21 protein-coding genes are annotated in these 25595 nt (G+C 55.7%); 13 read left to right on the forward strand and 8 right to left on the reverse strand.

Annotated features, from left to right (window positions below):
* Positions 1 to 504 precede the first annotated feature (504 nt).
* Both ACQR3R_RS16780 and ACQR3R_RS16785 read left to right on the forward strand, forming a co-directional pair.
* Entirely contained in the window at positions 505 to 1302 is a 798-nt protein-coding gene (locus tag ACQR3R_RS16780; protein WP_428273385.1) for a hypothetical protein, read from the forward strand.
* A 79-nt stretch (positions 1303 to 1381) separates the two neighbouring features.
* Positions 1382 to 1630: a hypothetical protein gene (locus tag ACQR3R_RS16785; protein WP_428273386.1), complete on the forward strand. Its 249-nt coding sequence runs from the start codon at positions 1382 to 1384 to the stop codon at positions 1628 to 1630.
* A gap of 77 nt (positions 1631 to 1707) precedes the next feature.
* Here ACQR3R_RS16785 and ACQR3R_RS16790 read toward each other — a convergent pair whose 3' ends face one another.
* Genes ACQR3R_RS16790 through ACQR3R_RS16805 form a run of 4 tightly spaced genes read right to left on the reverse strand, consistent with a single transcriptional unit; the run spans position 1708 to position 6412 of the window.
* Positions 1708 to 2148: an EcoRII N-terminal effector-binding domain-containing protein gene (locus ACQR3R_RS16790; protein WP_428273387.1), complete on the reverse strand. Its 441-nt coding sequence runs from the start codon at positions 2146 to 2148 to the stop codon at positions 1708 to 1710.
* Positions 2145 to 3965: an SNF2-related protein gene (locus ACQR3R_RS16795; protein ID WP_428273388.1), complete on the reverse strand. Its 1821-nt coding sequence runs from the start codon at positions 3963 to 3965 to the stop codon at positions 2145 to 2147. Before ACQR3R_RS16795 ends, ACQR3R_RS16790 begins: the two co-directional genes overlap by 4 nt.
* Positions 3958 to 4782, reverse strand: coding sequence for an HNH endonuclease (locus tag ACQR3R_RS16800; RefSeq protein ID WP_428273389.1), 825 nt, complete (start codon positions 4780 to 4782; stop codon positions 3958 to 3960). The genes ACQR3R_RS16795 and ACQR3R_RS16800 overlap by 8 nt, the downstream gene beginning before the upstream one ends.
* A 1-nt stretch (position 4783) precedes the next feature.
* Complete coding sequence (locus tag ACQR3R_RS16805; RefSeq protein WP_428273390.1) at positions 4784 to 6412, reverse strand: ATP-binding protein; 1629 nt, start codon at positions 6410 to 6412, stop codon at positions 4784 to 4786.
* A gap of 195 nt (positions 6413 to 6607) precedes the next feature.
* Between ACQR3R_RS16805 and ACQR3R_RS16810 the strand changes: the two genes are divergently transcribed.
* The gene (locus ACQR3R_RS16810; protein ID WP_428273391.1) at positions 6608 to 7987 is read left to right on the forward strand and encodes a type II restriction endonuclease; all 1380 of its coding nucleotides are present in this window, start codon (positions 6608 to 6610) and stop codon (positions 7985 to 7987) included.
* Here the strand turns inward: ACQR3R_RS16810 and ACQR3R_RS16815 are convergent.
* The gene (locus tag ACQR3R_RS16815; RefSeq protein WP_428273392.1) at positions 7974 to 8405 is read right to left on the reverse strand and encodes a DNA mismatch endonuclease Vsr; all 432 of its coding nucleotides are present in this window, start codon (positions 8403 to 8405) and stop codon (positions 7974 to 7976) included. The genes ACQR3R_RS16810 and ACQR3R_RS16815 overlap by 14 nt on opposite strands.
* Positions 8402 to 9694: a DNA (cytosine-5-)-methyltransferase gene (gene dcm / locus ACQR3R_RS16820; RefSeq protein ID WP_428273393.1), complete on the reverse strand. Its 1293-nt coding sequence runs from the start codon at positions 9692 to 9694 to the stop codon at positions 8402 to 8404. The genes ACQR3R_RS16815 and dcm overlap by 4 nt, the downstream gene beginning before the upstream one ends.
* 745 nt (positions 9695 to 10439) lie before the next feature.
* Between dcm and ACQR3R_RS16825 the strand changes: the two genes are divergently transcribed.
* The 9 genes from ACQR3R_RS16825 to ACQR3R_RS16865 all read left to right on the forward strand — a co-directional run bounded on the left by ACQR3R_RS16825 (position 10440) and on the right by ACQR3R_RS16865 (position 21196).
* Positions 10440 to 10754 carry a DUF2388 domain-containing protein gene (locus ACQR3R_RS16825; protein WP_428273394.1) on the forward strand — a complete coding sequence of 105 codons (315 nt, stop codon included), beginning with the start codon at positions 10440 to 10442 and terminating at the stop codon, positions 10752 to 10754.
* A gap of 209 nt (positions 10755 to 10963) precedes the next feature.
* A complete protein-coding gene (locus tag ACQR3R_RS16830) occupies positions 10964 to 12370 on the forward strand; it encodes a DUF2252 family protein (RefSeq protein WP_428273395.1) in 1407 nt (468 codons plus the stop codon).
* A 90-nt stretch (positions 12371 to 12460) separates the two neighbouring features.
* Positions 12461 to 12982, forward strand: a complete 522-nt coding sequence (locus tag ACQR3R_RS16835; protein WP_428273396.1) for a sigma-70 family RNA polymerase sigma factor — start codon at positions 12461 to 12463, stop codon at positions 12980 to 12982.
* Positions 12979 to 13941: a FecR domain-containing protein gene (locus tag ACQR3R_RS16840; protein WP_428273397.1), complete on the forward strand. Its 963-nt coding sequence runs from the start codon at positions 12979 to 12981 to the stop codon at positions 13939 to 13941. The genes ACQR3R_RS16835 and ACQR3R_RS16840 overlap by 4 nt, the downstream gene beginning before the upstream one ends.
* An 86-nt stretch (positions 13942 to 14027) precedes the next feature.
* A complete protein-coding gene (locus ACQR3R_RS16845) occupies positions 14028 to 16454 on the forward strand; it encodes a TonB-dependent siderophore receptor (RefSeq protein ID WP_428273398.1) in 2427 nt (808 codons plus the stop codon).
* A 53-nt stretch (positions 16455 to 16507) separates the two neighbouring features.
* Entirely contained in the window at positions 16508 to 17140 is a 633-nt protein-coding gene (locus ACQR3R_RS16850) for a hypothetical protein (protein WP_428273399.1), read from the forward strand.
* Entirely contained in the window at positions 17137 to 18597 is a 1461-nt protein-coding gene (locus tag ACQR3R_RS16855) for an ATPase domain-containing protein (protein WP_428273401.1), read from the forward strand. The genes ACQR3R_RS16850 and ACQR3R_RS16855 overlap by 4 nt, the downstream gene beginning before the upstream one ends.
* Positions 18598 to 18603: 6 nt before the next feature.
* Positions 18604 to 19626, forward strand: coding sequence for an ATP-binding protein (locus ACQR3R_RS16860; RefSeq protein WP_428273403.1), 1023 nt, complete (start codon positions 18604 to 18606; stop codon positions 19624 to 19626).
* Between the two features lie 130 nt (positions 19627 to 19756).
* Entirely contained in the window at positions 19757 to 21196 is a 1440-nt protein-coding gene (locus tag ACQR3R_RS16865; RefSeq protein ID WP_428273405.1) for a glycosyltransferase family 39 protein, read from the forward strand.
* A gap of 513 nt (positions 21197 to 21709) precedes the next feature.
* Here the strand turns inward: ACQR3R_RS16865 and ACQR3R_RS16870 are convergent.
* Positions 21710 to 22567 (reverse strand): phosphatase PAP2 family protein, encoded by an 858-nt coding sequence (locus ACQR3R_RS16870; protein WP_428273407.1) that lies wholly within the window; start codon positions 22565 to 22567, stop codon positions 21710 to 21712.
* A 34-nt stretch (positions 22568 to 22601) separates the two neighbouring features.
* Positions 22602 to 23273: a lipopolysaccharide core heptose(II)-phosphate phosphatase PmrG gene (locus ACQR3R_RS16875; RefSeq protein ID WP_428273409.1), complete on the reverse strand. Its 672-nt coding sequence runs from the start codon at positions 23271 to 23273 to the stop codon at positions 22602 to 22604.
* 264 nt (positions 23274 to 23537) lie between these two features.
* Between ACQR3R_RS16875 and ACQR3R_RS16880 the strand changes: the two genes are divergently transcribed.
* On the forward strand, positions 23538 to 25457 hold the full coding sequence (locus ACQR3R_RS16880; RefSeq protein WP_428273411.1) for a methyl-accepting chemotaxis protein: 1920 nt from the start codon (positions 23538 to 23540) through the stop codon (positions 25455 to 25457).
* The last annotated feature ends 138 nt before the right edge of the window (positions 25458 to 25595 follow it).

The following is a 25595-nucleotide window of genomic DNA, read 5'->3' on the forward strand; positions in this document are numbered from 1 at the left end:
TCAGCAGTTCCTGATTGCGTTCGTATCGCTGACCGGTGCCCAGGGATCCATTGCGCATCGCTAGGCACAACAGATGGGGCGGTGGATTATCGCAACGTACATCTCCATCACCGCTTCCGTTTGCGTCGTCGCACTAGGTGCCGTTTTGATTTTGGCCGGAAATCCAAGACATCAGCGAGTGCTGGAAATGGGAGCGGTTTAAGCCTCCTTTACCAGAGTATTCGCTGGGGTTTCATCCTTAGCAATGTGGGTCGAGCGAGCTTGATTCCCACACACGAACCATTATTGATGCATCGCTACGGTTAACCCATCCAGCCTCCAAGCTCTCCTCGATTCGCTAAAGTGAACCAGTACTCTGTTGAGGAACACCCGCTGCAGCTACACCAAGCCCACAAATGCGGACTTCTTGTGGTCGAGAAAAAACTCTTGCCATATAGGAACAATGTTCCCAACATGGCGACAAGCCGAACGAAGCGACATTTAAAAGTGAAGGTGCAGGACGATATGACCACTAACAAGCAAGCCCAGCCTACTGAAACACTGCTGAGCTTCGAGGTTTTCTATAACGGCGAACTGTTTAAAACCGTCGAGTTTTCTAACCTCCGCAAGTGCAACAACTGGCGCGAAAAGAACCTAGAGACGCCGTTCCTTTATGTGATCAAAACGCCTAACTGCAACCGTGAGAGCTGCATCGAGCTGTCCAAGCGCTATTTCTTGACCAAACACCGCGTCTACCCGGATCTATTTGAGCGCCCTGAGTGGGATGTCGTGACCGAGGCAGAATTGCAACAGCTTGCAGAGACTCGCATTGTGCGGGAAACCCGCGAGCGCACAGGGGTACCGCTTTCTGTCCAAGTCGGCGGAGGTAGATACGACGTCACCATCGTTCATTTTGACAAGCCAATGCGTGACCGCGTTGAGATCATAAAGGGAGACCTGAGCCGCGAAGAAGCTTACGAATTCATTCACAACTACGGCACCGATGCCGTCACCAAAGAAGTGCCATCAGCAGAAGAGGAAGTGAAGTCAATGACCACGATGAATCAAGTCGATCGCCAGCAGCTGATCCTGACCACCTTGCTGAACACCATCAAGCCAGAAAAAACTGGCTGGAGAGAAATCATCAAGGCCATCGAAGCGCTGAACATTATCAAGCCAGACGGCTGGCTGGAAGTGCGCGACGTGCTTCAATACGCCTTGGATCAGGGCCGCATCGCACGCCCTAAGTTTGATCCGCATGCCGATGACGAGTATTACTTTGCAGTGACCCCGGCTACCCCCGCCACCCCGAAAGCTAAGTAATAAGCACCGGTTGTACATACTCGTAAAAAGAAAGAACCGGTGACAAATTTTGGTATGTATCCGGGACGGAACTGAAGACATGTACCTTCGAAAGCCAGACGCCTCCTTGCACGACCCGTCACCAGCCTACTTGCGTGGACTTCTGGAGACGGCAGGCATCACTCAAGAAGCAGCAGCGACCGCACTCGGTATCACTGACCGGGTGATGCGCTACTACTTGAGCAGCCAAGAGTCGGCCAGCTACCGACCCGCGCCCTATGCAATCCAATACGCACTTGAGCAATTGGCGGCATACGCTGCGAAGAAACGAAGCGTTAAACGCGCCTGATTTTTTTTGGGGGCCCGCCGACCATCGCATATCCGCCAGCATCTAATCCAGACGGAGAAGGTCTACACCTGATCCAACTAGTGAACCCGGCGCCAGCTTGAGTTGATCTTGATCCTGACGCTCTGCTCCTCTTCTTGATCGGCAGGTTCCTCAACCGGACGTACGACCCGAATAGCATAATGTCCTGAGTCTTTATGCTTTGAAATCTCAAGGGCTTCGCCCTCAAGTGCACCCATTTCCCGAAAATAACTGGTCATGTAAGTGATGCGGTATTCATTACGGGTGCCCTTCGCATCATGGAATTTGTTGTTGTAATAGACAAACCGAAACCGCCGCAGGATCCCAGATTCATCCACACATTCTATCCATGCATCGGGGTTCTTGATGGAGGGGTCAAGTGGTGGCAGGAAAGAAAGTAGTTCTACTTCCGATTTCGGTATGAGGATACCGCCTTGGTGGCCGCCGGTAGCGCCTACATCGTTGGCACTCAGGGTCTTACTGAAGGTTTTTTTTGTCATGTTTTCTCCGGTGCAATTTCGAGTGCTCGCTTGAGGTCGGTTGCATCCCTAGACGAAACTGGAACACTTTCATTCGCCAGCTCACTCTTCCAAAGGGATCGCTCGATCATTACTTCCTCAACCGTATCCTTATAGAAAAGGCGATAAACGGTGACAGGTTGAGTCTGGCCACGACGGTGAGCCCTAGCACTGGCCTGCGCCTCCAGCGCCGGGTTCCAGACGGGTGTGAAATGGATCACCACCGTCGCTGCGGTAATATTCAAACCGGCACCGGCGGCTTTGGGGTTCAGAACCAGGCATCCCGGACCCTTATGGGCCGAGAAATCATCGATGATCGCTTGGCGCCCCTCCTGGGGAGTCGAGCCATTGATCGCCCCCCAAAAAGCATCGGGAAAGCCTGAAAATGCTTCTTTCAACAGATCTCCGATTCGGTTGAAGAGGGCAAAAACAATGACTTTTCGTCGATTAAAGAATGCCTCTTGGAGGAGTGCCACTGCTCGCTCCATTTTCGGGGTCATTAGGGGATATGCATTTGTACGCACAACCTTCGACTCCTCAACGTCGCTATCGCTTTCTTCGTCACGACGTAGCCACGGATGTGCGCAAACCAGTTGTAGCTGAAGCGTGGCCACTAATGCTCCTGCCACAGGATACTTCGCGAGTGTGGTCTCCCGGACCGTCAGGTAATGTTCAGCAAGCTGGTCATCCAGTTCGAGAGGCAGATCGATATTAATTCGCTCGGGCAGATCTCCGGCAACATCAGCCACTCTACGCTTGAGAATAACGGGATCCGTGAAGCGTCCAACTGCCTGCGCCGATTCGATGCTGTCCGGGTACGCTGCTTCGAACTCACATCGCGTACCAAGCAACCCAGGAATAGCAAAGTCTGTCAGCGACCATAGATCCAGAAGGCTGTTTTCCACTGGGGTTCCGGTCATCGGGATGGCATGCCTACGCGGAATGGCCGCGATCGCGCGCCGCCGGTTCGAGTCTGGATTCTTGATGGCCTGAGCCTCATCGCAGATTACCCAAGACCATTCGAAAGAGGAAAAAATCGAGATGTCATTGACCATCGTGTCGTAGGTCGTAATCACAACGTTTGCCTTTTGAAGCTCTCGATAGATCCCAGCCCTGTTGGGGCCGCGATGCACCATCAAGGTCATTCCGACCGCGAAGCGTTCAAACTCCCGCACCCAATTGGCAATCAGGCTAGTGGGACAAACAATTAGGGCTGGGATACTGGCCTTGGGTGGATCCATCAGCAGCAGAGCAATGATCTGGAGGGTTTTCCCCAGTCCCATCTCGTCGGCAAGTATTAGCCCGCCCGTATGCTTGATGGTCTCCCACATCCAGCGGACACCACGCGCTTGATAGGGAAAAAGCGTTGCGGTCAGTCCGGGGATGGCAATCTCGCCTTCAAGATCCTCGGCCACAACTCTCCCGGCCCTGAGAAACGCCTCGTCAGGCTCTGCGGCTATGACCGCACCTGTATCGCGTATCAGCCTGACGGCCTCACTATAAGGTAGGTTGTCCGGAGCGAAACCACGCAACAGTTCAACAAATACGCTCGCAGCATCTCGAGGAAGAGGGCGGATTGTGGATCCATCTACCACCCATGTATGACAATTACTGGGCGCACGATGAACACTTCTGCTCCCCCTCACCACACGAACACCTGCAAGGCAGGCCACGATGCTTTGCCCAACTCTGTCAATAACAATCACTGGGTCAATGACTCGCTCCGAGAGCGTAAAACCTTTAGGTGGGCAGCTCCGTAGCTCCTCGAAGGCTTCTGGAAGACGTGAAACATCAGTCATGGATATCCCCTCTGAAACCCCTGAGATCTTCGATGCTGTAGGGCAATGGGCGCCTCGTGTGGGCCGCGCGATGACAGTTTGGACAAAGCGGAACCAGATCGGTAAGAGGATCGTATGGCCGGGGCTCCTTTAGCAATGCAAGCGGCTCAAGGTGGTGAACCTCGATAATCGAACCGGCCTCACCATATTCCAGCCTCGGCTGCAGACCGCAGGCTATACATTTTTCACCGTGGATACGGATACATAGAAGCCTGTTTCGAGGGTTTCGCTCTCGGCGCTGGATAACCGAATGCAGGATGGCACCTTCGAAGGCGGGAACCTCGTCTTCTATGAGATCTTCGAGGACATCATATCCAATGAGCTCGGCCATAGCGGCCATCATCGGCACGATCACGTCACGGCAAGTGGCGATGATCTCAGCATCATCATGTGGTTGCGCCAAATCACGAATCTTCGCCGTCATCTGAAACGCACCAGTCGTAACACGCCACTCCAAAATGCTCTGTCCTGGGACCTCGATCTCGATATCTGAACGGATAGACGCCACTAAAGCGCGAGCCAGCTGTACATCCTCCGGCGACGCTTTCCTGATCTGCCCGATAACTTCTCCGGAGAAGTTTCCAAAAGACAGACTGACCCGATGCCCCTTCAATCCGTAAGGACGAAGCTCAGCAACAGGACCGTGTTTCTCATCGAGATCTCCAAACCATATTCTGAGTCCAGATCGAAGACCACTGTGATCAACCGCTGCGGCAATCGCCGCACCGGTCCCACCTTCAAGCTCACTCAGGATCAGATCCTTCTTACCTGCGATCATCTCAGGCTTCTTCTTCGGCGATCAGCTCACCCAGTTCTGGGTCTGGGAAATTACGTAGTAGCTTATGTAAATTTCTCGAAATTTCGCTCCGAATATCCTCGAATATCGGCTCCATCTCTGCGTTTGTGTTGTTTTGCTCAGCTACGGAGAAGGCCCACAGAAGCAAGTCCATTCCATCGACTGCGAATCCATTGGCAGCCGCCCGCTTATAGATTTTTTGGTAAAAATCGTGATGTTTATTCAGCAACACTGCTGGGACATGGCCACTATCGCCGGCACTACGGAATGCCGGCTGCCAAAGCTCACCAGTAGTAATGTCTTCAACCGCCTCGACGTAGACAGTTTCGGGACTCACATTGCTCTGAATGGCCAGTTTGAGCTTGATCTTGGAGCCCATGTTGTTCGAGACAATCGCGGATTGTGCAGCAGGATCGACAGAGGCAACCTGCGGCTTGCTGGCGTTTCCTGTTTCAGCAATGTTCTTGTTCGCACTGGTATGGTCGATTTTGTGAGTGTTTGCCTGTTCACGGCTTTGCCTGCGATAGCGCTTACCCGCTTCACGATATATCGGCTGTAGTAGCTCGCGCAGGCCGTCTTCAAGATCGGGATGAAAAAGGATTCGTGACTTCTTTACATCGATCCGGAATGCATCATCAAGCTTATGGCCGAAGTCGAATTCGATGCGCAACAGTGAAGTGTGAGGCTCAGGGGCACCGAAAACCTCTAGCCAACTGCCATCCTGAATAAGACGACCTTCGCGATAGACGTAAAAACCTTGCGAACGGTTCGAGATACGCGCATGGGTTTTTTCTTCATCTTTAGTCATGTCACTGCGATGCGGCAAGATCCAAGCCCGGATGTTCGCTACCTCTTCAGAACCGTCAGGCAACTCCACGAGGAGTTTTTGTTTTATCGGCGACAGGACCTGCTCGGAGCGCTTTGGATAGAAAGGGTTCCAAGGCTCGACGGGGGTCTGATTGATAAAGATTTCAACGTTACGCTCGCGCTCATCTGCTTTGTCGAGGAAGCGGTGATAAACAAGTGAAAGGTGCTTGGCCAAGCTTTCAGCAAGCCTGTTGACCGCTGCCTTCTCCTTAGAACCACCCGGATCATAATCCTTGGTCAAAATCCTGTCGCACTTCTCCCAGATGACGAGAGTGCCTTTGTCTCCGCACAACTCATCGAACATCTCACGCTCATCTGACGTAATCGGCTCTCGAAGCATCTCCCACTGGTTTCTCTGGGCGACATGCTCGAGATCCCAAGTAAGCTTTGCCAGTTCTTGATCCGGCGCCTTGCGCGAAATCAGGGAGTACTTGAGGCAGACGGAGCTAGACGCGGTTTTCAGGCCTAAACCAAACTTACCGAGACTCTCGAGGTTTTCACGTTCGGGAGCCCCGTACCGCATTGCCCGATGAATACCATCGGCATTCATGCCTTCCCCGTTATCGCCAAAATAGACCAGTTTGCGCCCATCCTCTCGAAGTATGATCTCGACATTAACCACGTCCGCCTTGGCGGCAATCGAGTTATCGATGATGTCTGCCGCTGCCGTCCTGACGTTGTAGCCTGTATCTCGGAGACCGAAGATCAGACGCGGGGCATCAGGTTCATTGATCAGATCGCTCACTCTGTAATCCTTCTGTATTCCTGGCTCATTGCCGAAAAAGCCGGCCCCATTGCTCTGGCCTCCATCGAAGGCCCGATTATAAGGGCATGGTAGTCAACCGGGAGACTTCCTTGAAGAGCGCCGATTCAACCATGCCCTGATGTATCTCGAGGAGCACCTCTGGGTAGAATAAGCTCACTCAAGGAGATGTGAAGCATGTCTGTTTTAGTTACGGAGTCGTCCATAAGCCTGATTGAGCAAATTCTCCAGAATTGCCCGAAGATCGCAATCAAGAAGCTTTCGAATAATGATAGAAAATGGGCCGATGGGCCAAAGAGCAACCACCAAAATGGTCCATATATCCCCATTGACCTGCGGGAGGGTTCATTTTTTCCGCATCTCTCTAATGTAACCACAAGTGCGGAGCACATTTACGACTGCCGAATCCAGACATACTGGGTTCGCACGGGAGAAGTAAAGAAGTCACGACTGGTAAATTATTCAAATAAGGGCACGGAGTGCCACCTGACAGGCGTGCCAAAGAAGGAGTTTGCTGGTATCGCTCCTGCTTCATGGTTCCTCGCAGGCCGGTATGAAGACGCGACTGGAGTGACCTACCACTGCCTAGTAATTGATTCCGCAGATGAAGAAGGCTCAACGTATATCGAGACCACATTTGAGCTGGACTCAGCATTCGAGTACAGACTCATCGATGTGGCCCATGCCATCCGCCCAGACGTGGCCTCTCGCGGATTTATCGAGGAGTTGCTCCAAGCCTTGGCGGAGGGGCGCATTGAAAGCCTTTGGGCAGCTTGCGCATTTCCGAAATCTGCTGAACTGGCCGCACAGGCACAGACTGAGTTCTTAAGAAAGTCCGGAGCGGGTAAATCGGGTAATTTGAACCCGTTTAAGCTGGAATGCCCCGGTGATGCCCTGATGGAGATCAGCAGGGATATCGAGTACCGCTTGTTCCGCCAACATTCAGCTCGCCACTACTCGGCAAAACTGCTTCATATGCTGTCGGGAGGCAAGAATCCTCCAGACCTGACGACTATCGTCACGGAGCTGGTCAACAAGTTCGATGATATCTACAAAGAGGTGATGGTCAGTGCTGGTCAACGTGCAAAAAGCAGGGCAGGCTATTCATTCGAGCTGCACGCTAAGCGAATGCTGACCGATGGCGGTATCCCCTTTCAGGAACAGCGCTTTGTCGGTAACCAGCGGCCCGATTTCATCCTCCCATCTCTGAAGACTTACAAAGATCCAAATCGAGACCGTGACGATGCGTTCATCCTGAGCCTCAAGACATTGCTGCGCGAGCGCTGGAAGCAGGTGCTAAGCGAAAACAAGGCTTCCGACCTGTACCTTGGCACCGTTGACGAAGGTATTACCGGAGCATCCATCGAAGAAATGCGAGAAAATCGCATCTTTTTGGTTGTACCCGAAAAGCTCAAAGACTCCAAATACTCCAAATATACAGAGTACAAAGGCCATGAAAATGTGATCACCTTCCGAGACTTCTTTAGAACAGAGCTTAGAAAGCGGCGCACCATCTGGCTCAACAAGGGGATCAAGGTGCAGTTCAAGGACTCGTAAGCTTGGTGTCGCCGACAATGGAGGCTGCTAGGGACTTAAGCGATTTTTCAGCGTCTTCCCGCAAGGCACATTCGTAGACGATGAACACACGCCACCCCAAAGCTCCGAGCTGAATACAGCTCGCTTCATCTCGGAGCTTGTTAGCGGCGAGCTTCTTCCTCCAGAACTCGGTATTTGTTTGGGGAAGTTTGAAGTATCGGCACTCGTGCCAGTGCCAGAAGCAGCCATGCACAAGAATGGCTGCTTTCCACTTCGGTAACACAAGGTCAGGTTTTCCGGGCAGACTCTTGTCGTGCAACCGGAACCTAAAGCCTTGCGCATGCAAATAACGCCGAACCTGCATCTCGGGTTTGGTGTCTTTCGACCGAATTCCGGACATCATCTGGCTCCGTTTTTCGGAGCTGACAATATCTATCATGCAGTAGCTTCTTGCTCAAATAAGTCCGCAATAGCTAGCTTCGGGTCGTGCGTCCGGGCGCTTTGGAGGATTGCCTCGACATGCGGGCGCATCAGCTGCGCAATTGCCCTTACTTTAGGCACCACCACCGCATTACCAAACTGTTTGTACGATTGTGTGTCCGAAACTGGTATCTCGAATAGGGGCTCTCCTGGCATGTCAAAGCCCATCAACCGGGCGCACTCGCGAGGAGTCAGCCGACGCGGACGCTTACCATGCTGATGCAGTAGAATCTCGGAACCGTCTTTGTAGTATCTAGCCGAAAGGGTCCGGGTCACATCATCCCTGCCATTGATGCCGAAACCGAAACCGTTGCCAGCGGCCTTGTGCTTGTCCGCGTAAGCCTGTAGGTAATCCCAGAGCTTAGGGGTAAGGGTATATTTCTCGGCAACCGCAGCTAGGTCGCCTGTGGTGAACGGAGATTCAGCCTCTTCATCCCCGTTCTCCGGATGAAGGATATCGCCTAGAACCGGGGGACTTTCCGGCAAAACAAGCTGGTCGAAGTTGAACGGCACGTCGTCGCGGAAGCCCACAATGAAGATGCGTTCACGATGCTGGGGGACCCAGTGCTGCGCGTCCACAATACGGAAATGGACTTTGTAACCAAGCTCGTCCTTAAGGGTTTCCATGATGGTTTGGAACGTCCGCCCTTTGTCGTGCCCCTTTAGGTTCTTCACGTTTTCCAGCAAGAATGCTGCCGGACGGTGATGTTCAATAATCCGGGCCACATCAAAAAACAAAGTACCTTGGGTCTTGTCTTGGAAGCCATGGGCACGCCCCAATGAGTTTTTCTTGGAAACACCAGCAATCGAGAAAGGCTGGCAGGGAAATCCAGCCACAAGCACATCATGCTCAGGAATGTCGCAGGCTTCGATCTTCGTGATATCGCCAGCCACATCGTGATCGCAGTCGAAGTTAGCTTGGTAGGTCATGCGGGCGTACTTGTTCCACTCGCTGGTGAATACACAGCGGCCACCAGCACTCTCGAATGCCTTGCGCATACCGCCAATACCGGCGAACAAATCAACAAAACGGAAAGCCGCCTCTCTCCTGTCGCCATGCGTGCGATTCGCACGGGCAATACGCTCATTCATCACCTTGATAGCCAGTTTCTCTGCTGGAACCTGACCTTTCTCCCAGCGATAAACGCTGCTTTTCGATTTTCCAGTCAACTCCATCACATCTTCAATGCTCATACCGGCTTTTTCGCGCAATAGAGCAAAGGGCTGGAAAATTTCGTGAGTGGTCATTTGCAATCCTCTGGGAACACTTTTCTCATTTTGCGCATTCTGAATATTGGAGACCAATCTGGCAAGCAGGCATGCTTGTCTTATGCTTTTTTGTTACCGGAGTGAGAACATTGGAGGAAGCTCGTTGCACGGCTTCCGCCCCACGCTTCCTATCTTGGAGGGACGGGACCGTCAGTCCAATTCCACATTCAGTTTCGTAGTCCCCATGCGCAGCTTCTTACGCAGGGTCCGCGTGGGGGATAAATGGGGGGACAAGAATAGTAAAAAATATAATTCCATTATAAATCAGTAGCATAAATAAAATATAAAGCCGCCCACAAGCCGGGCAACCTAAAGCCGAATGGATAGAACAGGAGGGATGGATCGACGCCAACGTTAAAGGGATGCGATCAAGTCCTCCAGATCAGGAGGAACCATATTTGCTCTAGCTATGACGCCTCTAAGCATTGCAACGGGGCTCAGTATTCCAAAGAGCATTCCAAGCAAAAAATATAAAACTTAAAACAGTTAGAAATCAACAGCTTACGCAACGAGTTCAGATTACCCCGGCCCACCAAACAAGCTACACAAATCAGGCACTTAGCGTTTATCGCAAGTGCCTTTTTTGTGCCCGAATGGATAGTTTTGGCGCGGTCACCCCAACTCGATCACAGCATTGCGCGGCGGGCAGGTCCGGGGTTTCGTGTTGCCGCGCTCGGGCTGATAACATCGCGCGGTCAGTCACACTAAAGGGAATCAGTGCTCGATGTTCTACAAACGCCTGTTAATCACTCTCCTACTGTCGACCTCAGCCATCATCGCCAATGCGAAGGAGGACGCAGGAACGGTTGACCAAGCCTCCATTCTGACCGGCGTAACAACGTTTGCCACGCTGGGCACCACCTCCCATCCCATTGACATGATCAAATCTGCCAAGAGCGATGCCCTGGCGTTTATCGGCTCGGATGGCGATATTCGAAGTGCACGGTTCGAACTCGCTGTTCGCACTTATCACTCCTCATACCCCGCGCCGCACATGAACGACATGCAACTGGCCGAAGCGATTGCAGCGTCGAATTAACGGGCGAACGCAGGCCCGCGACATTGGTTTATCAAAGGCATCCAGACACTCATCCGCAGCCGTCATGCGTCGCTACGGATGACGATGTGCTGGTTTTGAGCGAATTCATGTTCAATTAGGCAACCCCGCGAGTTCTTCTAGAGTCGGCATGGCGGCGGGCATCTACACTCCTTTCTCACGAGCCCTCACAATCCATCAAAAGAGCCCTCATGAGCACACTCAGCGACCGTTTGAAGCAAGGCAAGGAAGCCCGGGAAAAATGTCCGCGTGGCTCTCAGGCGTTGGTGGGGAAAATTGATCGCGACCCATTGCCAGTGATCAAGCGCTCCAGTGAAGGCCGCATCAGGTCTCTGGTCGAATTACGTTACGGGCGCATGCTGGTGTCGCCTTTCACGTTTTATCGCGGCAATGCGCTGTTGCAGGCGCACGACCTGGCGAGTACGCCGAACATGGGTTTGGTCTCGACGATCTGTGGCGATTGCCATTTGATGAATTTCGGTGGTTTTGCCACCCCAGAACGCAACCTGCTGTTTAGCGTCAACGACTTTGATGAAGTCCATCCAGGCCCTTGGGAGTGGGATGTAAAACGCCTGGTGGCGAGTTTTATGGTGGCGGCCCGCGATTTGCGCCACGGCGCAACGGTGGAGGAAGCGGTCTGCCGTGAGGTGGTCACGGCCTACCAGCAAACCATGCTTGAGTGCGCCGAACAAAGTGCGCTGGAAACCTGGTACGAATCCATCAGTTACGACGATTTGAGGCAGCAGGCCAGCAAAGCCACGCTGGATCATGTGGAGCGCGCCATCGAAAAAGCCGAGCGGCGCACCCACGCACAATTGCTGCCGAAAATCAGTGAGCGTGACGCGAGCGGCCGTTTGATCATCCGGGATGACTTGCCGGAGATTTTCCACCTGCACAAAAACACCACATTGCTGGATGCCGACGATGACTGGCTGCGACTCTCGGACTGGCGACCGCTGTACGACACGCTCATGGACGACTATCGCAATACCCTGCAAGCGGACCGGCGCGGGCTGTTGTCACGGTTTAATGTTCAGGACATGGCGTTCAAAGTGGTGGGTGTCGGCAGCGTCGGAACGCGTTGCCTGGTGGCGCTGCTGACGGATGATCAGGACTTCCCGCTGTTCCTGCAGTTCAAGGAAGCAAGGCAATCAGTGCTGGCCGGTTATGTGAAAGCCAAATCCCGGGTACGGCATAACGGCCAGCGCGTGGTTGATGGCCAGCGGTTGATGCAATCGGCCAGCGACTTGTTTCTAGGCTGGACCACAGGCCCCAGTGGTCGGCATTTTTATGTGCGCCAGCTGCGCGACATGAAGGTTTCGGCAGAACTTGAAAGCTTTGATGGAGAGGCGTTTTCAGCCTACGGTCGACTGTGTGGCCGTGCCCTCGCTCGTGCACATGCCAAAGCATCCGGCAGTGCTGCTTTGATCAGCGGTTACATCGGCAAGAGCGACGCACTGGCCGATGCGTTGTTCAAATATGCGAAAGGTTATACCGAACAAAACGAGCGCGATTTCGAGCGCTTTCAGCAAGCCTGTCGCAAGGGTCGCTTGCGCGCTCGTTCGGAAGCAGACTTCGCAGCGGATCATTTGCCATAGGCACGCACGCTGTTCTTGCAGGCACACCCAGCCGATCGATATGATAAGTATTATCATTTGTAATATTTACTCATCCGGCGCCCTTACATCATGTCTTTCTCCTCCCAAACCCGTTTTTGTGATGTGGCCGAGCTGTATCAACAACAGCACGGCTGGTTACAAAACTGGCTGCGGCGCCGATTGAATTGCTCACACAGTGCTGCAGACCTGGCCCAGGACACGTTCATGCGGCTGTTGGCCAAAGACCAGGTGCCGGAGCTGCATGCCCCGCGCACTTTTTTGGCGAAGGTGGCGCAAAGCGTTCTGTCCAATCATTACCGTCGGCAAAAAATCGAACGCGCCTACCTTGAAGCGCTGGCAGCGATGCCGGAACTGACGGTGCCGAGTCTCGAGACACAGGCGATTCTGCTGGAAACCTTGATTGCCCTCGATGCAGCGCTTGAGGGGCTGGAACGACCGGTTCGCGAAGCGTTTCTGTGGTCACAGGTGGACGGTTTGAGTCACGCTGAAATCGCCCAGCGGCTCGATATTTCCGTCACCACCGTCAAGCGCTACATCGCCAAGGCAGGTGCCATGTGCATCATGCTCGACGAAAGCCTGGACCCTCGGTGAGCCTGCCTATACCCGGCGACATCGCCGAGCAAGCCATGCATTGGCACCTGGAAATGTCGGAGCGCGAGGTCAGCGAAGACACGCGGGCTGCCTGGATGAACTGGCGCCAGGCGCACCCGATGCACGAACGCGCATGGCAACGTGCAGAAGCGTTTGCTTTGCGCATGAGCGAAATCCGCTCTTCCAGCCAGCGCCCCTTGGCCATTGCAGCGCTACGACCGACGATGTCGCGGCGTACGGCGCTCAAGCAACTGGGCGTGTTGCTGGCGGCAGGCGCGGGTGCCTGGAGCATGAAGGACGCCAGCCTTGTGCAAGGCCTGACCGCCGACTATCACAGCGGAATCGGCGAGCAACGGCGCATCATCCTCACCGATAACACTCAGGTCCAGCTCAACACCGACAGCGCCATCAATGTGTCGTTTGAACGTGAGGCCCGGCGCATCAAACTGCTGCGCGGGGAAATACTGGTCACTCGCGATAACGCCGTCGATGGTCGCCCGCTGGCGGTTGCGACTGTTGAAGGGCGTCTAGACGTCGCAATGGCTCGATTCAGTGTGCGCCAGCGCTCGGGTATCACTCAGGTGAGCGTGTATGAAGGCGCACTGGCGTTTTACCCGACAGCGCAATCGCTCGCACCGCTAACGCTGAAAGCAGGCGAGCAGGCTACGTTCAACGTGAGTGGCCTGACGGCCCGGCAGAGCGTCGCCCTGACGCCGCCCGCGTGGTCGCAAGGCATGCTGGTCGCCCAAGGCCAACCACTCAAAGACTTCCTGGAAGAACTGAGCCGCTATCGCCGCGGACATCTGTCGTGCGATCCGAGGCTGGCAGACGTGCCTGTTTCCGGGACGTTTCCCTTGGCGAACACCGAACGCGTGATCTTCGCCGTTGCCGACACCTTGCAACTCGACGTCCAGCAGTTCACCCGTTACTGGGTCACGCTGAAACCCCGAGCGGCCTGAACAAAAATAATTTGCCATAGGGTGGTCCGTTTTCGATTCTCGCGAGACTTAAACCCCAGACACTTATATTCAATGGGGAACAACTCGTGGATTTCACCGCACGCAAGGGCCGCACCTGGCATTTCTCTCTCAAGCAAAAACTGGCCGGCGCGGTCGTTCAAGGCATTGCCTGCATGACCGCGACCGCACCGTTGCTGATGGCGCCTGGCTGGGCTCATGCCGCCGAGCAGTCGCAGCAGGATTTCGATATTCCCGCAGGTCCGCTGGCGCCAGCGCTGACTCGTTTCGGTCAAACCGCACACATTTTGCTGTCGTACTCCACACCGCTGACCGAGGGGCGAACGACGCCGGGGCTCAGGGGCCATTACGACGTGGATCAAGGCTTGGCCATGCTGCTCGCCGGCACTGGAGTCGAGGCCACGCGTGGCGCCAACGGCAACTATTCGCTGGTGGCCAGTTCCGGCGATGCCTTGCAACTGAGCGCGGTGTCTATCTCCGGTAAAGCGCCGGGCTCGACCACTGAAGGCACCGGCCTCTACACCACTTATTCGTCCAGCAGCTCGACGCGGTTGAACCTCACGCCACGGGAAACGCCGCAATCGCTGACGGTCATGACCCGCCAGCGTCTGGACGACCAACGCCTGACCACGCTGACCGATGCCATGGAAGCCACACCCGGTATCACGGTGATCCGCGACGGCGTGGGCGCAGAAACGGACAGTTACTTTTCACGCGGCTTTGCCATCCAGAACTACGAGGTCGACGGGGTTCCCACCAACACTCGCCTGGATAACTACTCACAAAGCATGGCGATGTACGACCGTATTGAAATCGTTCGTGGCGCCACGGGTTTGATCAGCGGCATGGGCAACCCGTCGGCGACCATCAACCTGATTCGCAAACGGCCCACGGCGCAAGCGCAAGCCAGCATCACCGGTGAGGCCGGCACTTGGGACCGTTACGGCACCGGTTTCGACGTCTCCGGGCCATTGACCGAGAGTGGCAACATTCGCGGGCGACTGGTTGCCGATTACAAAACCCAGAACGCCTGGATCGACCGCTTCAATCAGCAATCGCAACTGGTCTACGGCATCACGGAATTCGACCTGACCGAAGACACCTTGCTGACCATGGGTTTCAGCTATCAGCGCACCGACGTCGACTCGCCACTGCGCACCGGCCTGCCTACACGCTTCAGCACTGGGGAGCGCAGCAACCTCAAGCGTTCCATCAACTCCGCGCCGGACTGGTCTTACAACGATCACCAGCAGACCAGTTTCTTCACCTCCATCGAGAAACAATTTGCCAACGGCTGGAGCGGCAAGATCGAGTTCACCCACGCAGAGAATGAATTCGATGAGAAATTCAACTATGTGATGGGCGACCTCAACAAGGATGGCAGCGGCACATCGCAATTGCCGGTGCGCTTCTCGGGCACACCACGCCAGAACAACCTCGACCTGTATGTCACCGGCCCGTTCAGCCTGTTCGGCCGCGAGCATGAGTTGATCGGCGGCATGACCTTGTCCAAGTACAAAGAGAGCACGCCCAGTTGGGGCGGATGGCGTTACGACTACGCCGGCTCTGCGGCAGGCAGCATCGACAACCTGTTCCATTGGGACGGCAACTCCGCCGACCCGGGGTTCACCGAAAGCGGCAAAGCCTCGATTGATGAAAACCAATACGCGGCGTACCTGACCTCACGGTTCAGCGTCACCGACGACCTGAGCCTTATTCTCGGTAGCCGGGTCATCAATTGGAAACGCGACACCTCGGACCGTCCATACGACGCACCGGAAACCGACGTCAAGCGTGAAGAAAACGGCGTATTCATCCCTTACGCCGGCGTGGTCTACGACCTTAATGACACTTGGTCGGCGTACGCCAGCTACACCAGCATTTTCAACCCGCAGGCATCGTGGGTCACCGATGAGAACAACAAGCCACTCGACCCGATGGAAGGCAAAGGTTACGAAATCGGTCTGAAGGGAACGCACCTGGACGGCAGGCTGAACTCCAGCCTGGCGTTGTTCAAACTGCAACAAGACAACCTTGCGATCTGGCAACACGACAACGTGTATAGCGCAGAACAAGACACCACCTCCAAAGGCGTAGAGCTGGAACTCAATGGCGAACTGGCTGAAGGTTGGCAGGCGTCGGCGGGTTATGCGTATTCAGTCACAACCGATATCGATGACAGCCGCATCAACACCATGCTGCCGCGCAACAGCGTCAAGACGTTCACCAGCTACCGGCTGCACGGCCCGCTGGACAAGATCACCGTGGGCGGTGGCGTGAACTGGCAGAGCAAAACCGGTAACGACTTGCACAGCTTCAGCCAAGGCAGCTTCGCGGTCACCAACCTGCTCGCGCGCTACGAGATCAGCCGCAACCTGAGTGCATCGGTGAACCTCAATAACGTGTTTGATCGCGAGTATTACAGCTCGCCCGCTGTGTCCGGCAACTACGGGGCGCCACGCAACGTCATGACAAGTTTCAAATACAACTTCTGACACAGCGGCCATCCCCATGAGCAAACGCAGCGACTTGGCGCTGCGTGACACAGATGAATTTTTCTTCACTGCATCGTGTGTCGGCAACCGGTACATTGCCCTCGCTCATTCAAGAAACTACGGTTTGCCCGCCCTCCCGCGGGCTTTTTTTTGCCTGTTTGTTGGGCTTCCCCGCTCATTTGATGCAAATCACGTCCTACATGCCTTGTAGGGTGTACCATCGTTATCTGTCCATCGGATATCAGTTAGCCATGTCTACGCTTAGCGAAGAGAGCCGCCGGATCGTAGCTTCTCTGGCGCACCGCGTTGGCCCCAACGCTGACATTGCAAAGACCGCGCACGCGATCACTTCAACCTTGCAAGTTATGGACGCGGCCCTCACGCCCATCATCGGCCAACAAGGGGTTGCCGCGCTTTATCGCCGCAGCCTTCACCTGTGCGCCACTACTCATCCGAGTCTGGCGGGCACCTTCGACAAAGTGCCTGCCGGCATGGATCTGGCAGCCCTCAACAATTTACTCGTTGAGCAAAGCGAAACCGATGCGCTGTTTTTCGGTGAAGTACTGCTGACCACTTTCTACGAGTTGCTGACCACGCTGATCGGGCCCTCGCTCACCGCACGCTTGCTTCGTGACGTGTGGGAACCTTCTTTGAGCGACACCCCTTCGCAGGAAAATTCGCCATGAGCACCAAAGTGACTATCAACCGCCTGGCCACCGGCGTGCCAGGACTGGACGAGGTGCTGGGCGGCGGCTTGCCGGAGTTTTCGTTCAACATGATCGCGGGCCCTCCGGGCTGTGGCAAAACCACCCTCGCCCACCAGATGATGTTTGCGTTGGCGACGCCAGAGCGGCCGGCGCTGTTCTTCACCGTGCTTGGAGAGCCGCCGCTGAAGATGCTGCGGTATCAACAGCAATTCGACTTTTTCGACAGCGAGGCAATCAACCAGTCAATTCGCTACGTCAACCTGGCCGATGACACCCTCGCGGGTAATCTCGACGAGGTCTTGCGACGAATCGTCAGCGAGGTCGAGGCTCACTCCCCGGCGCTGGTGTTTGTGGACTCGTTTCGCTCAGTGGTATTGGCCAGCCAAACCCAGGACAACCCGAACAACAACCTGCCGCAGTTCGTTCAGCAACTGGGCATGTTGATGACCACGTGGCAGGCCACCACGTTCCTGATTGGCGAATACTTCACCGAAACCGACACCAACCCGATTTTCACCGTGGCCGATGGCCTGATCTGGCTGCGCCAGAGCGTTCAGCGCAATTCCATGGTGCGTAAAATGGAAATCATGAAGATGCGCGGCCAGCCCACATTGCCGGGGCTGCACACCTTCCGCATCTCGACATCAGGGATCAAGGTCTTTGCCCCGGCGGCATTCAATCCGGTTGAAGCGCCGCTGGAGTTCCCCATCAAACGCCTGAAAATGGGCGTGCCGCAGCTTGACGATATGCTCGGTGGCGGCTTGCCGCGTGGTTATTCGTTACTGGTGGCCGGCCCTTCGGGCTCCGGCAAAAGCATTCTGGCGGCAACTTTCCTCGCTGAAGGCGCGCGCAATGGCGAAACCGGTGTTATCGCGGTGTTTGAACAGCGACCTAATCACTCGCAAAACGCCACGCTGGCCGGGCTGATTCAAAGCGGCCAGGTTGCACTGGTAGACAGTCGCGCACCGGATTTGTCGATCGACGAAATCGTCCAGTTATTGCTGGGTGAAGTGAAGCGGTTAAACGCAACTCGTGTGGTCATCGACTCTTTGTCCGGTTTCGAACTGGCCCTGGCGCCGACGTTCCGCGAGGACTTTCGCGAGTCGCTGTCGCGCATGGTCACCGCACTGACCAGCGCCGGGGTCAGCGTATTGATGACCTCAGAGCTGGAAGACCGCTACACCGACCTGCGGTTCAGCCCTTACGGCACGGCGTTCCTGACCGATGCGATCATCGTCCAGCGATACATCGAAGTGCAAAGCCGTTTGCTGCGCATCATGGCGGTGGTCAAGGTTCGAGCCAGCGCCCACTCCGATGAACTGCGCCTGTATCGCATCGACGATAACGGCCTGCAAATCGGCGAAATGCTGCCGGACCAGGAAGGTTTGCTCGGCGGCCGTCCCACCCGTCAACGCATGAACAACCACAATGAATAGTCAGAAATGAATGACGCCGACAACAGGAACGAGCAAGCAGTGGCTACAGCCACTCGCGAACTGTTCCTGCTCGGTCAGAAAACCGCTGAGGCGCGAGCGGCGCTGACGGCACTGAACAAAGAGCTGAGTAATGCTAATACCCAACGCGCCGATAGCCAGCAGGTAGAGCAACTGATCGAGGCCAATCAGCAATTGGTCCTGGCGATTCTGTTGGCGCAGTCCGATGCAGAAAAGCCTCAGCGTTCATTCGAAGAACAGCAGCGCTACCTGGAGATGCGTGAGGCCAACGAACAATTGGTACTTGCCGCACTCAATGCCCAGCATTTACACGCCTCTGCCGAACACAGCCTTGCCCAGCAGCGCAACATTTTGACCCTGGTTGCCCACGAACTGCGCAACCCACTGACGCCGATCAGCATGATTGCCGGGCGCCTGCTGCGGGTGCCGAGTGAAGATCTGCCCCGCGTGCAAGCACTGCTCGAAGGTCAGGTGAAACACATGGCGCGGCTGGTCGACGACTTGCTCGACGTCTCTCGCGCCAGCACTGGCAAACTGCGTCTGGACTGCAGCATCGTCGACATGGTGCGTATTATCCGCGAAGCCGTCGGCGTGTGCAGTCCGGTAATGAGCGCGCAGTTGCTGACGTTTAAGTCGCAGTTGCCTGAGTGTGAGTTATCGGTGAATGGCGATCCGGTGCGACTCGCACAAATTCTCGGCAACCTACTGGGTAACGCCGCCAAGTACACACCGGCCGGCGGCACTGTCACTTTGGCGGTCACCACCGAAGGCGATCTGTTGCGGCTAAGCATCCGCGATACCGGCATCGGTATTTCAGCCAAGGCGCTGCCGTTCATATTCGAGCCTTTTGTGCAGGACGTTCACGCTGTAGGTTTCAACGGCGCGGGCCTGGGAATTGGCTTGACCGTTGTTCGCGAATTGGTCGAAGCGCATGGCGGCACGGTCGTCGGTTCGAGTGACGGCGACGGCGAAGGCAGTACCTTCATCGTCACATTGCCGCTGGCGTTTTAAGTATTCCAAAACCCACCCATTGCTGTGCACCGCACTGCGCAAAATTTTTTTTCACAACGTTCACAATTTGTTAAGTATTCACCCCGTATGCTCTGGCCTCCCGGTCCATTTCGCTGGTAGCAAGAAGCCTATGTCGCGTCCCGCCACTTCACTGTTTCTGCTTGCCGCCCTGCTTTTTTTCTTCGCGCTGGGCAATCACCAACTGCAAGGTTCTACCGAGGCCCGCGTCGCCGGCATCGCCATGGAAATGCACTTGGACAACGATTGGGTTACGCCGCGCCTGTTCGGCGAACCGTTCCTGGAAAAGCCGCCGCTGAGTCTCTGGATCGACGCCAGTGCAATCCGTGTATTCGGTGGCACGCCGTGGGCTGTGCGGTTGGCGTCGGCATTCGCCGGGCTCTTCAGCGTGATGATCCTGTACGCGATGCTGCGTCGCTTCGGTCGGCCAAAAGCCATTGCCTGGACGGCGGGTATCCTGCTGGCAACCATGGCCAGTTACTGGAGCAATGTGCGCGGTGTGGGTGAGGACGCCTTGCTCGCCCTCGGCGTAACCCTGGCGCTGCTGGCGTTTTTTCAAGGGCTGCGACATTCAACAGCAGGCAACGCGATGTTGTTTGTCGCCGGCATCGCCATCGCGACGTTGAGTAAAGGCGTGCTGGGACTGGCGATGCCGGGCGTGGTGATATTTGCGTATTTGCTGGTCGAGAGCCTGATCGACAAACGCCTGAAGCTTCGCGACTGGTTACGGCCCGGGCTGTTGACGCTGCTGGGTTTGATACCGTTGATGATCTGGCTGGCCGTGCTTTATCAGCGCGGCGGCATGCAAGCGCTGGCCGAAGTGCTGCTGACCAACAGCGTTGGGCGCTTCAGTGGTTCGTTCGTCGAGGCCGGGCACTACGAGCCTTTTTATTATTACCTGGCCAAACTGCCGCAAGCCTTTCTACCGTGGAACATCCTGGTCTATCTCGGGCTGTGGCACTTTCGCAAAAGCCTGGTGGCCAATCGTTACTTGCTGTTTTTCACCCTGTGGATACTCGCGCAATTCGTGATGCTGACGCTGGCGTCGAGCAAGCGCACCGTTTACCTGATGTCGATGACGCCTGCCGCCGCAGTGATTGCTGCCGAATACGCGCGAGTGCTTTACGAAAGGTTGAACGCTTACGAAGGCGCTTCCAGCGTGTTGCGCCGCATTGCGCGTCATCGCCAAGGCTTGGCCATGGGTGTGATTGGCGCAGTGATTGTCAGCTACCTCGCCGCCGCGCAGTGGGCGATGCCGCACGCGGACCGCACATTGTCCTTCCTGCCGCTGACCACGCACATTCAAACGATGCAAGCCGAGGGCAAACACGTCGCCATGTTTCAGGCCAATGAACGCGTGGGTGGCGCCAGTGTGTTCTATACGCAAAGTGTGCTGAAGGGGCTGGATACCGAAGCGCAGCTGCATGAGTTTCTAAGTGCCTCACCGTCCAACGTCGCAGTGATGGCAGGCGACGCTGAACCACCTGCACCACTGAAAGTGTTGAAGACCATGACGGTCGGGCGTCAGCCTTATTACTTTGTGGGGGAGTGAGGTTGCGTCATCGATGTTCGCAATCGCCATCACCGGCAAGCCGGTTTCCTACGGAATTTGCGCAAACACGACCCATCCGGCACGCATAGACCTGTAGGAGTCTGGCTTGCCAGCGATGACGTCTTCGGAATCGCCATCACCGGCAAGCCGGTTTCCTACAGGATTTGCGCAAACACCACCCATCCGGCACGCATAGACCTGTAGGAGTCTGGCTTGCCAGCGATGGCGTCTTCGGAATCGCCATCACCGGCAAGCCGGTTTCCTACAGGATTTGCGCAAACACCACCCATCCGGCACGCATAGACCTGTAGGAGTCTGGCTGGCCAGCGATGACGTCTTCGGAATCGCCATCACCGGCAAGCCGGTTTCCTACAGGATCTGCGCAAACGCCACCCATCCGGCACGCATAGACCTGTAGGAGTCTGGCTTGCCAGCGATGACGTCTTCGGAATCGCCATCACCGGCAAGCCGGTTTCCTACAGAATTTGCGCAAACACGACCCATCCGGCACGCCTACAGATTTGTGGAGACGTTTGGAATACTGACCTGCTGAACTTCAGCCACAAACACCGGCTGTTCATTCTTTTTCAGCACCGGCTGATCCAGCCGCGCACGTCCGTAAAACGCCAGCGCCGTCAGCAAACACGCAAGCCATACGAAGATTCCGGCCCAGAACGTGTGGGACATGTAATGCCAGCCTTGCAGCACGCGCGTGGTGCCATAGATAAAACCGAGCAACAGCGAGCCGTACATCACCGCTTTCGAAAAGCGCCAGCGGTAACGACGCGCGACGAAATACAAAGCGAGCATGGTGAAACCGCCAGAAGCGTGGCCGCCCGGCCAGCAACGACCATCGCCCGCCTCGCGGAATAACTGGAAGTTGTTGTACCACTCCATGTGGGCAATTTTCCCACCGTAAAGCGTCGTTTCAATCGGGCAGTAAACGCTGGTGTGCGACTTGAGGAAATGAATAACGCCGGTACAAATGGCGAACGCGAACACCACAAACAGAAAATCCCGACGATGCTCATAAGCGAATCGAAGCACCGAGGCTGCTTTGCTCCGCTCCAGAAAGTTGCTGAAGCGAGGATGTTTCTGCGCGTTTATAAATGGCCAGACAAACGACAGCATCGCGCCAATCAGGGCAATTTCAGCCGTCCAGTTCGGAATGATCCGCGCCCATTTGTGGGTGAGCCTTTCAAAGAAGTAAACATTGTCGAGCGGGAAGGAATGTGTGCTGGGGTCATAAAACAGATTACTGAACGCAATGTCGATTTTGGTCATGTCGAACAGCAGGAAAACCACCGCCGCGCAAAATAGCGGTATGCCGAAGTTAGCCCAATAAAAGCGGTAGCGGGAAGAAGTCAGCATGCGGTGTCCTGATTCAAAGGGAAGTGAGCATCGCTCATTCGGTTGTTACCGAGCGCCAGTCCGAAGCTTCAACAAAACCCAGCATGCGCGGGGCTTGAGCTACGGCGGCAGACACAAACAGCGAGGCGCCATAACCGAGGTCCGAGGTGGGCAACTTCAGTTCTTTCTGAAGTTCATCCATGCATTCACTGTGAGTGACCAGAATCAGGTTACGCCCAGGCACTTTGTGCGCCAGGGCGTCGCGCAATATCGTGCCGCTGCAGTTAAACAACCAATCGTCATTCGCGCTTGCGGTGTTGAACATGAAAGCGGCGGTTTGCTCCGTACGCAACGTCGGACTGTTATAGACATCGGCACGGGCCAATCCCAACTTTTCAAATTGCGCACCGACGCTGACTGCAACACTGCGCGAGCGATCGGTGATGCCATCGTCGCCCTTGAGGCAGACAGCCTTGGAGTGATCGCAACGTTCGACGTGGCGCACCAGCGCAATCATGTCGCCATTCGCCCAACCGTTAACCAATGCCCTGGCGCCGGCGACATTGCCGTGGGCCAGGTCCGGTACGGCGGCGGGTTGCAGCAGCCAGACCGTCAACGGAATCACCAGCAGCGCCGACGCAATGATGACCGCCGCATTGCGATATCGGGTCAGACGGCTCAGATCAATCGAGCGTTTTATACCGAACAGGCTCAGTCTCAATTGCACATCAAACCGCCCCCGACGGCACGTACCACTGTCATTAGATGCCGAGAGAGTAGAGAGGCAGACGTCGGCTAACAGTGAAATGCATGTGAAAAAAAGCTTAAGACCCACCGAAAGATCGCGGCGCTCGGCAGTGCCCCAGCAAAAACCTTTCAGCTCCAGGGATTGCGGCCGATACAGTCGTTCTACCTACCTTGCTGGCTATCAAAAACAACAATCTTCCAGCCCACCAACGATCAAGAAGCAAAACGTTTCTGGAGGATTTTGATGAATAGCTGGTTTGGCAACATCAGCGTGAACATGAAACTGGGCCTGGGCTTTGGCCTGGTTTTGGCACTGACCTGCGTGCTCGCCCTGACTGGCTGGACGAGTCTTGGCAGTTTGATCGACCGCAGCAACTGGATGAGCGACATCACCCAGCTCAACACCGGCCTGACCAAATTACGCGTGGTTCGCTTGCAGTACATGCTGACAAATGGCGACGAAACCGCTGCCCAAAACGTGCAAACCACGCTCGACGCATTTGCCGCTCAGCAACAATCGTTGTTGTCGAGTTTCAAGAGCCCCGACAACCTCAAGTTGCTCAAAGAGCAAAGCGCAATCATTGCGGCGTACCAGGCATCGCTAAACAAGATGCGCAGTGCCTATCGCACCGGCAACAGTGCCCGCGATGCCATGGGTACGAATGCCGATACGGCCTACGCGCTGATCGATGCTATCGCCAATCGCGTGCAGCAGGCACCCGCGAGCGATCAGCGTTTCGAACAATTCCAGGCGATTACCGCCGCCAAGGAAGCGTTCATGCTGACGCGGTATGAAGTGCGCGCTTACACCGCCAACACCAACGCCGACACCGAGCAGAGAGCCGCCAGCCAACTCGACGTGGCAATTGCCAGCCTCAAGCCATTGAATGCCCAATTCGCTGATACGCAACTGGACGCGTTGCGCCAGTTGGAAACCGCGCTGAGCAACTACCGCAACGCTCTGCAGGCGTACAAAACCGCCAGCAACGACACGGTGCAGGCGCGCAAGGAAATGACGGACCAAGGCAACACAATCGTTGCCCTGAGCGATCAGCTGTATCAGATTCAGCTCGACCGCCGCGATGCCGAAAGTGCCCAGGCCCGCACACTGCAACTGATCAGCACCTTGCTCGCTTTGTTGGTGGGCGTGATCGCTGCCGTGATCATCACCCGTCAAATCACCCGCCCGCTGCGCGACACGTTAGCGGTAGTCGAACGCATCGCCAGTGGTGATTTGTCCCAGGACGTTCAGGTAACCCGCCGCGACGAACTCGGCGTATTGCAACAAGGCATCGCACGCATGGGCGTGACCCTGCGAGACTTGATCAGCGGCATTCGTGACGGCGTCACCCAGATCGCCAGCGCTGCCGAAGAGCTGTCCGCCGTGACCGAGCAAACCAGCGCCGGCGTGAACAGCCAGAAGATTGAAACCGATCAGGTTGCCACCGCAATGCACGAGATGACCGCCACGGTGCAAGAAGTCGCGCGTAATGCCGAACAGGCCTCCCAGGCTGCAGCTGCCGCCGACGGCGAAGCTCGCGCGGGTGACAAAGTCGTCAACGAAGCCATTGCCCAGATCGAACGCCTGGCCTGCGAGGTGGCGCGGTCCACCGAAGCCATGAGCGTGTTGCAACAGGAAAGCGACAAGATCGGTAGCGTGATGGACGTGATCAAAGCCGTCGCCGAACAAACCAACCTGCTGGCCCTTAACGCCGCCATTGAAGCGGCTCGCGCGGGTGAGGCGGGTCGTGGCTTTGCGGTGGTGGCTGACGAAGTCCGTGGCCTGGCCCAGCGCACGCAAAAATCCACCGAGGAAATCGAAGGCCTGGTGGCTGGTTTGCAGAACGGCACTCAACAAGTGTCACTGGTGATGAACAACAGCCGCACCCTCACCGACAGCAGCGTGGCGTTGACCCGCAAGGCTGGCGTGTCGCTGGAAAACATCACTCGTACGGTGTCCAACATCCAGTCGATGAACCAGCAAATCGCTGCTGCCGCCGAGCAGCAAAGCGCTGTGGCCGAAGAGATCAGCCGCAGCATCGTCAACGTGCGCGATGTGTCCGAACAGACCGCCGCCGCCAGCGACGAAACCGCTAAATCCAGTGTTGAACTGGCAAGGTTGGGCAATCAGTTGCAGATGATGGTCAGCCACTTCCGGGTATAAACCGTCGAAGCCCTTCAAATTAGCGTCAGCCCTTCTGAACGATGGGCTGACGCTTTTTGATTACCTGGAGCAGCTCACCGACAACATCAGGCATCCCAGGGATTGATTACCTCTACCCCCGAAAACTCGAAATCCCGC

Source organism: Gordonia sp. IEGM753 (genome assembly GCF_050321825.1).
GTDB lineage: Bacteria > Pseudomonadota > Gammaproteobacteria > Pseudomonadales > Pseudomonadaceae > Aquipseudomonas.

Bases quoted from the DNA above. Each gene is read 5' to 3' on its own strand.
- ACQR3R_RS16780 (WP_428273385.1), top strand. From the start codon at position 505: ATGACCACTAACAAGCAAGCCCAGCCTACTGAAACACTGCTGAGCTTC.
- ACQR3R_RS16785 (WP_428273386.1), top strand. From the start codon at position 1,382: ATGTACCTTCGAAAGCCAGACGCCTCCTTGCACGACCCGTCACCAGCC.
- ACQR3R_RS16790 (WP_428273387.1), bottom strand. From the start codon at position 2,148: ATGACAAAAAAAACCTTCAGTAAGACCCTGAGTGCCAACGATGTAGGC.
- ACQR3R_RS16795 (WP_428273388.1), bottom strand. From the start codon at position 3,965: ATGACTGATGTTTCACGTCTTCCAGAAGCCTTCGAGGAGCTACGGAGC.
- ACQR3R_RS16800 (WP_428273389.1), bottom strand. From the start codon at position 4,782: ATGATCGCAGGTAAGAAGGATCTGATCCTGAGTGAGCTTGAAGGTGGG.
- ACQR3R_RS16810 (WP_428273391.1), top strand. From the start codon at position 6,608: ATGTCTGTTTTAGTTACGGAGTCGTCCATAAGCCTGATTGAGCAAATT.
- ACQR3R_RS16815 (WP_428273392.1), bottom strand. From the start codon at position 8,405: ATGATAGATATTGTCAGCTCCGAAAAACGGAGCCAGATGATGTCCGGA.
- dcm (WP_428273393.1), bottom strand. From the start codon at position 9,694: ATGACCACTCACGAAATTTTCCAGCCCTTTGCTCTATTGCGCGAAAAA.
- ACQR3R_RS16825 (WP_428273394.1), top strand. From the start codon at position 10,440: ATGTTCTACAAACGCCTGTTAATCACTCTCCTACTGTCGACCTCAGCC.
- ACQR3R_RS16830 (WP_428273395.1), top strand. From the start codon at position 10,964: ATGAGCACACTCAGCGACCGTTTGAAGCAAGGCAAGGAAGCCCGGGAA.
- ACQR3R_RS16835 (WP_428273396.1), top strand. From the start codon at position 12,461: ATGTCTTTCTCCTCCCAAACCCGTTTTTGTGATGTGGCCGAGCTGTAT.
- ACQR3R_RS16850 (WP_428273399.1), top strand. From the start codon at position 16,508: ATGAATTTTTCTTCACTGCATCGTGTGTCGGCAACCGGTACATTGCCC.
- ACQR3R_RS16855 (WP_428273401.1), top strand. From the start codon at position 17,137: ATGAGCACCAAAGTGACTATCAACCGCCTGGCCACCGGCGTGCCAGGA.
- ACQR3R_RS16860 (WP_428273403.1), top strand. From the start codon at position 18,604: ATGAATGACGCCGACAACAGGAACGAGCAAGCAGTGGCTACAGCCACT.
- ACQR3R_RS16865 (WP_428273405.1), top strand. From the start codon at position 19,757: ATGTCGCGTCCCGCCACTTCACTGTTTCTGCTTGCCGCCCTGCTTTTT.
- ACQR3R_RS16870 (WP_428273407.1), bottom strand. From the start codon at position 22,567: ATGCTGACTTCTTCCCGCTACCGCTTTTATTGGGCTAACTTCGGCATA.
- ACQR3R_RS16880 (WP_428273411.1), top strand. From the start codon at position 23,538: ATGAATAGCTGGTTTGGCAACATCAGCGTGAACATGAAACTGGGCCTG.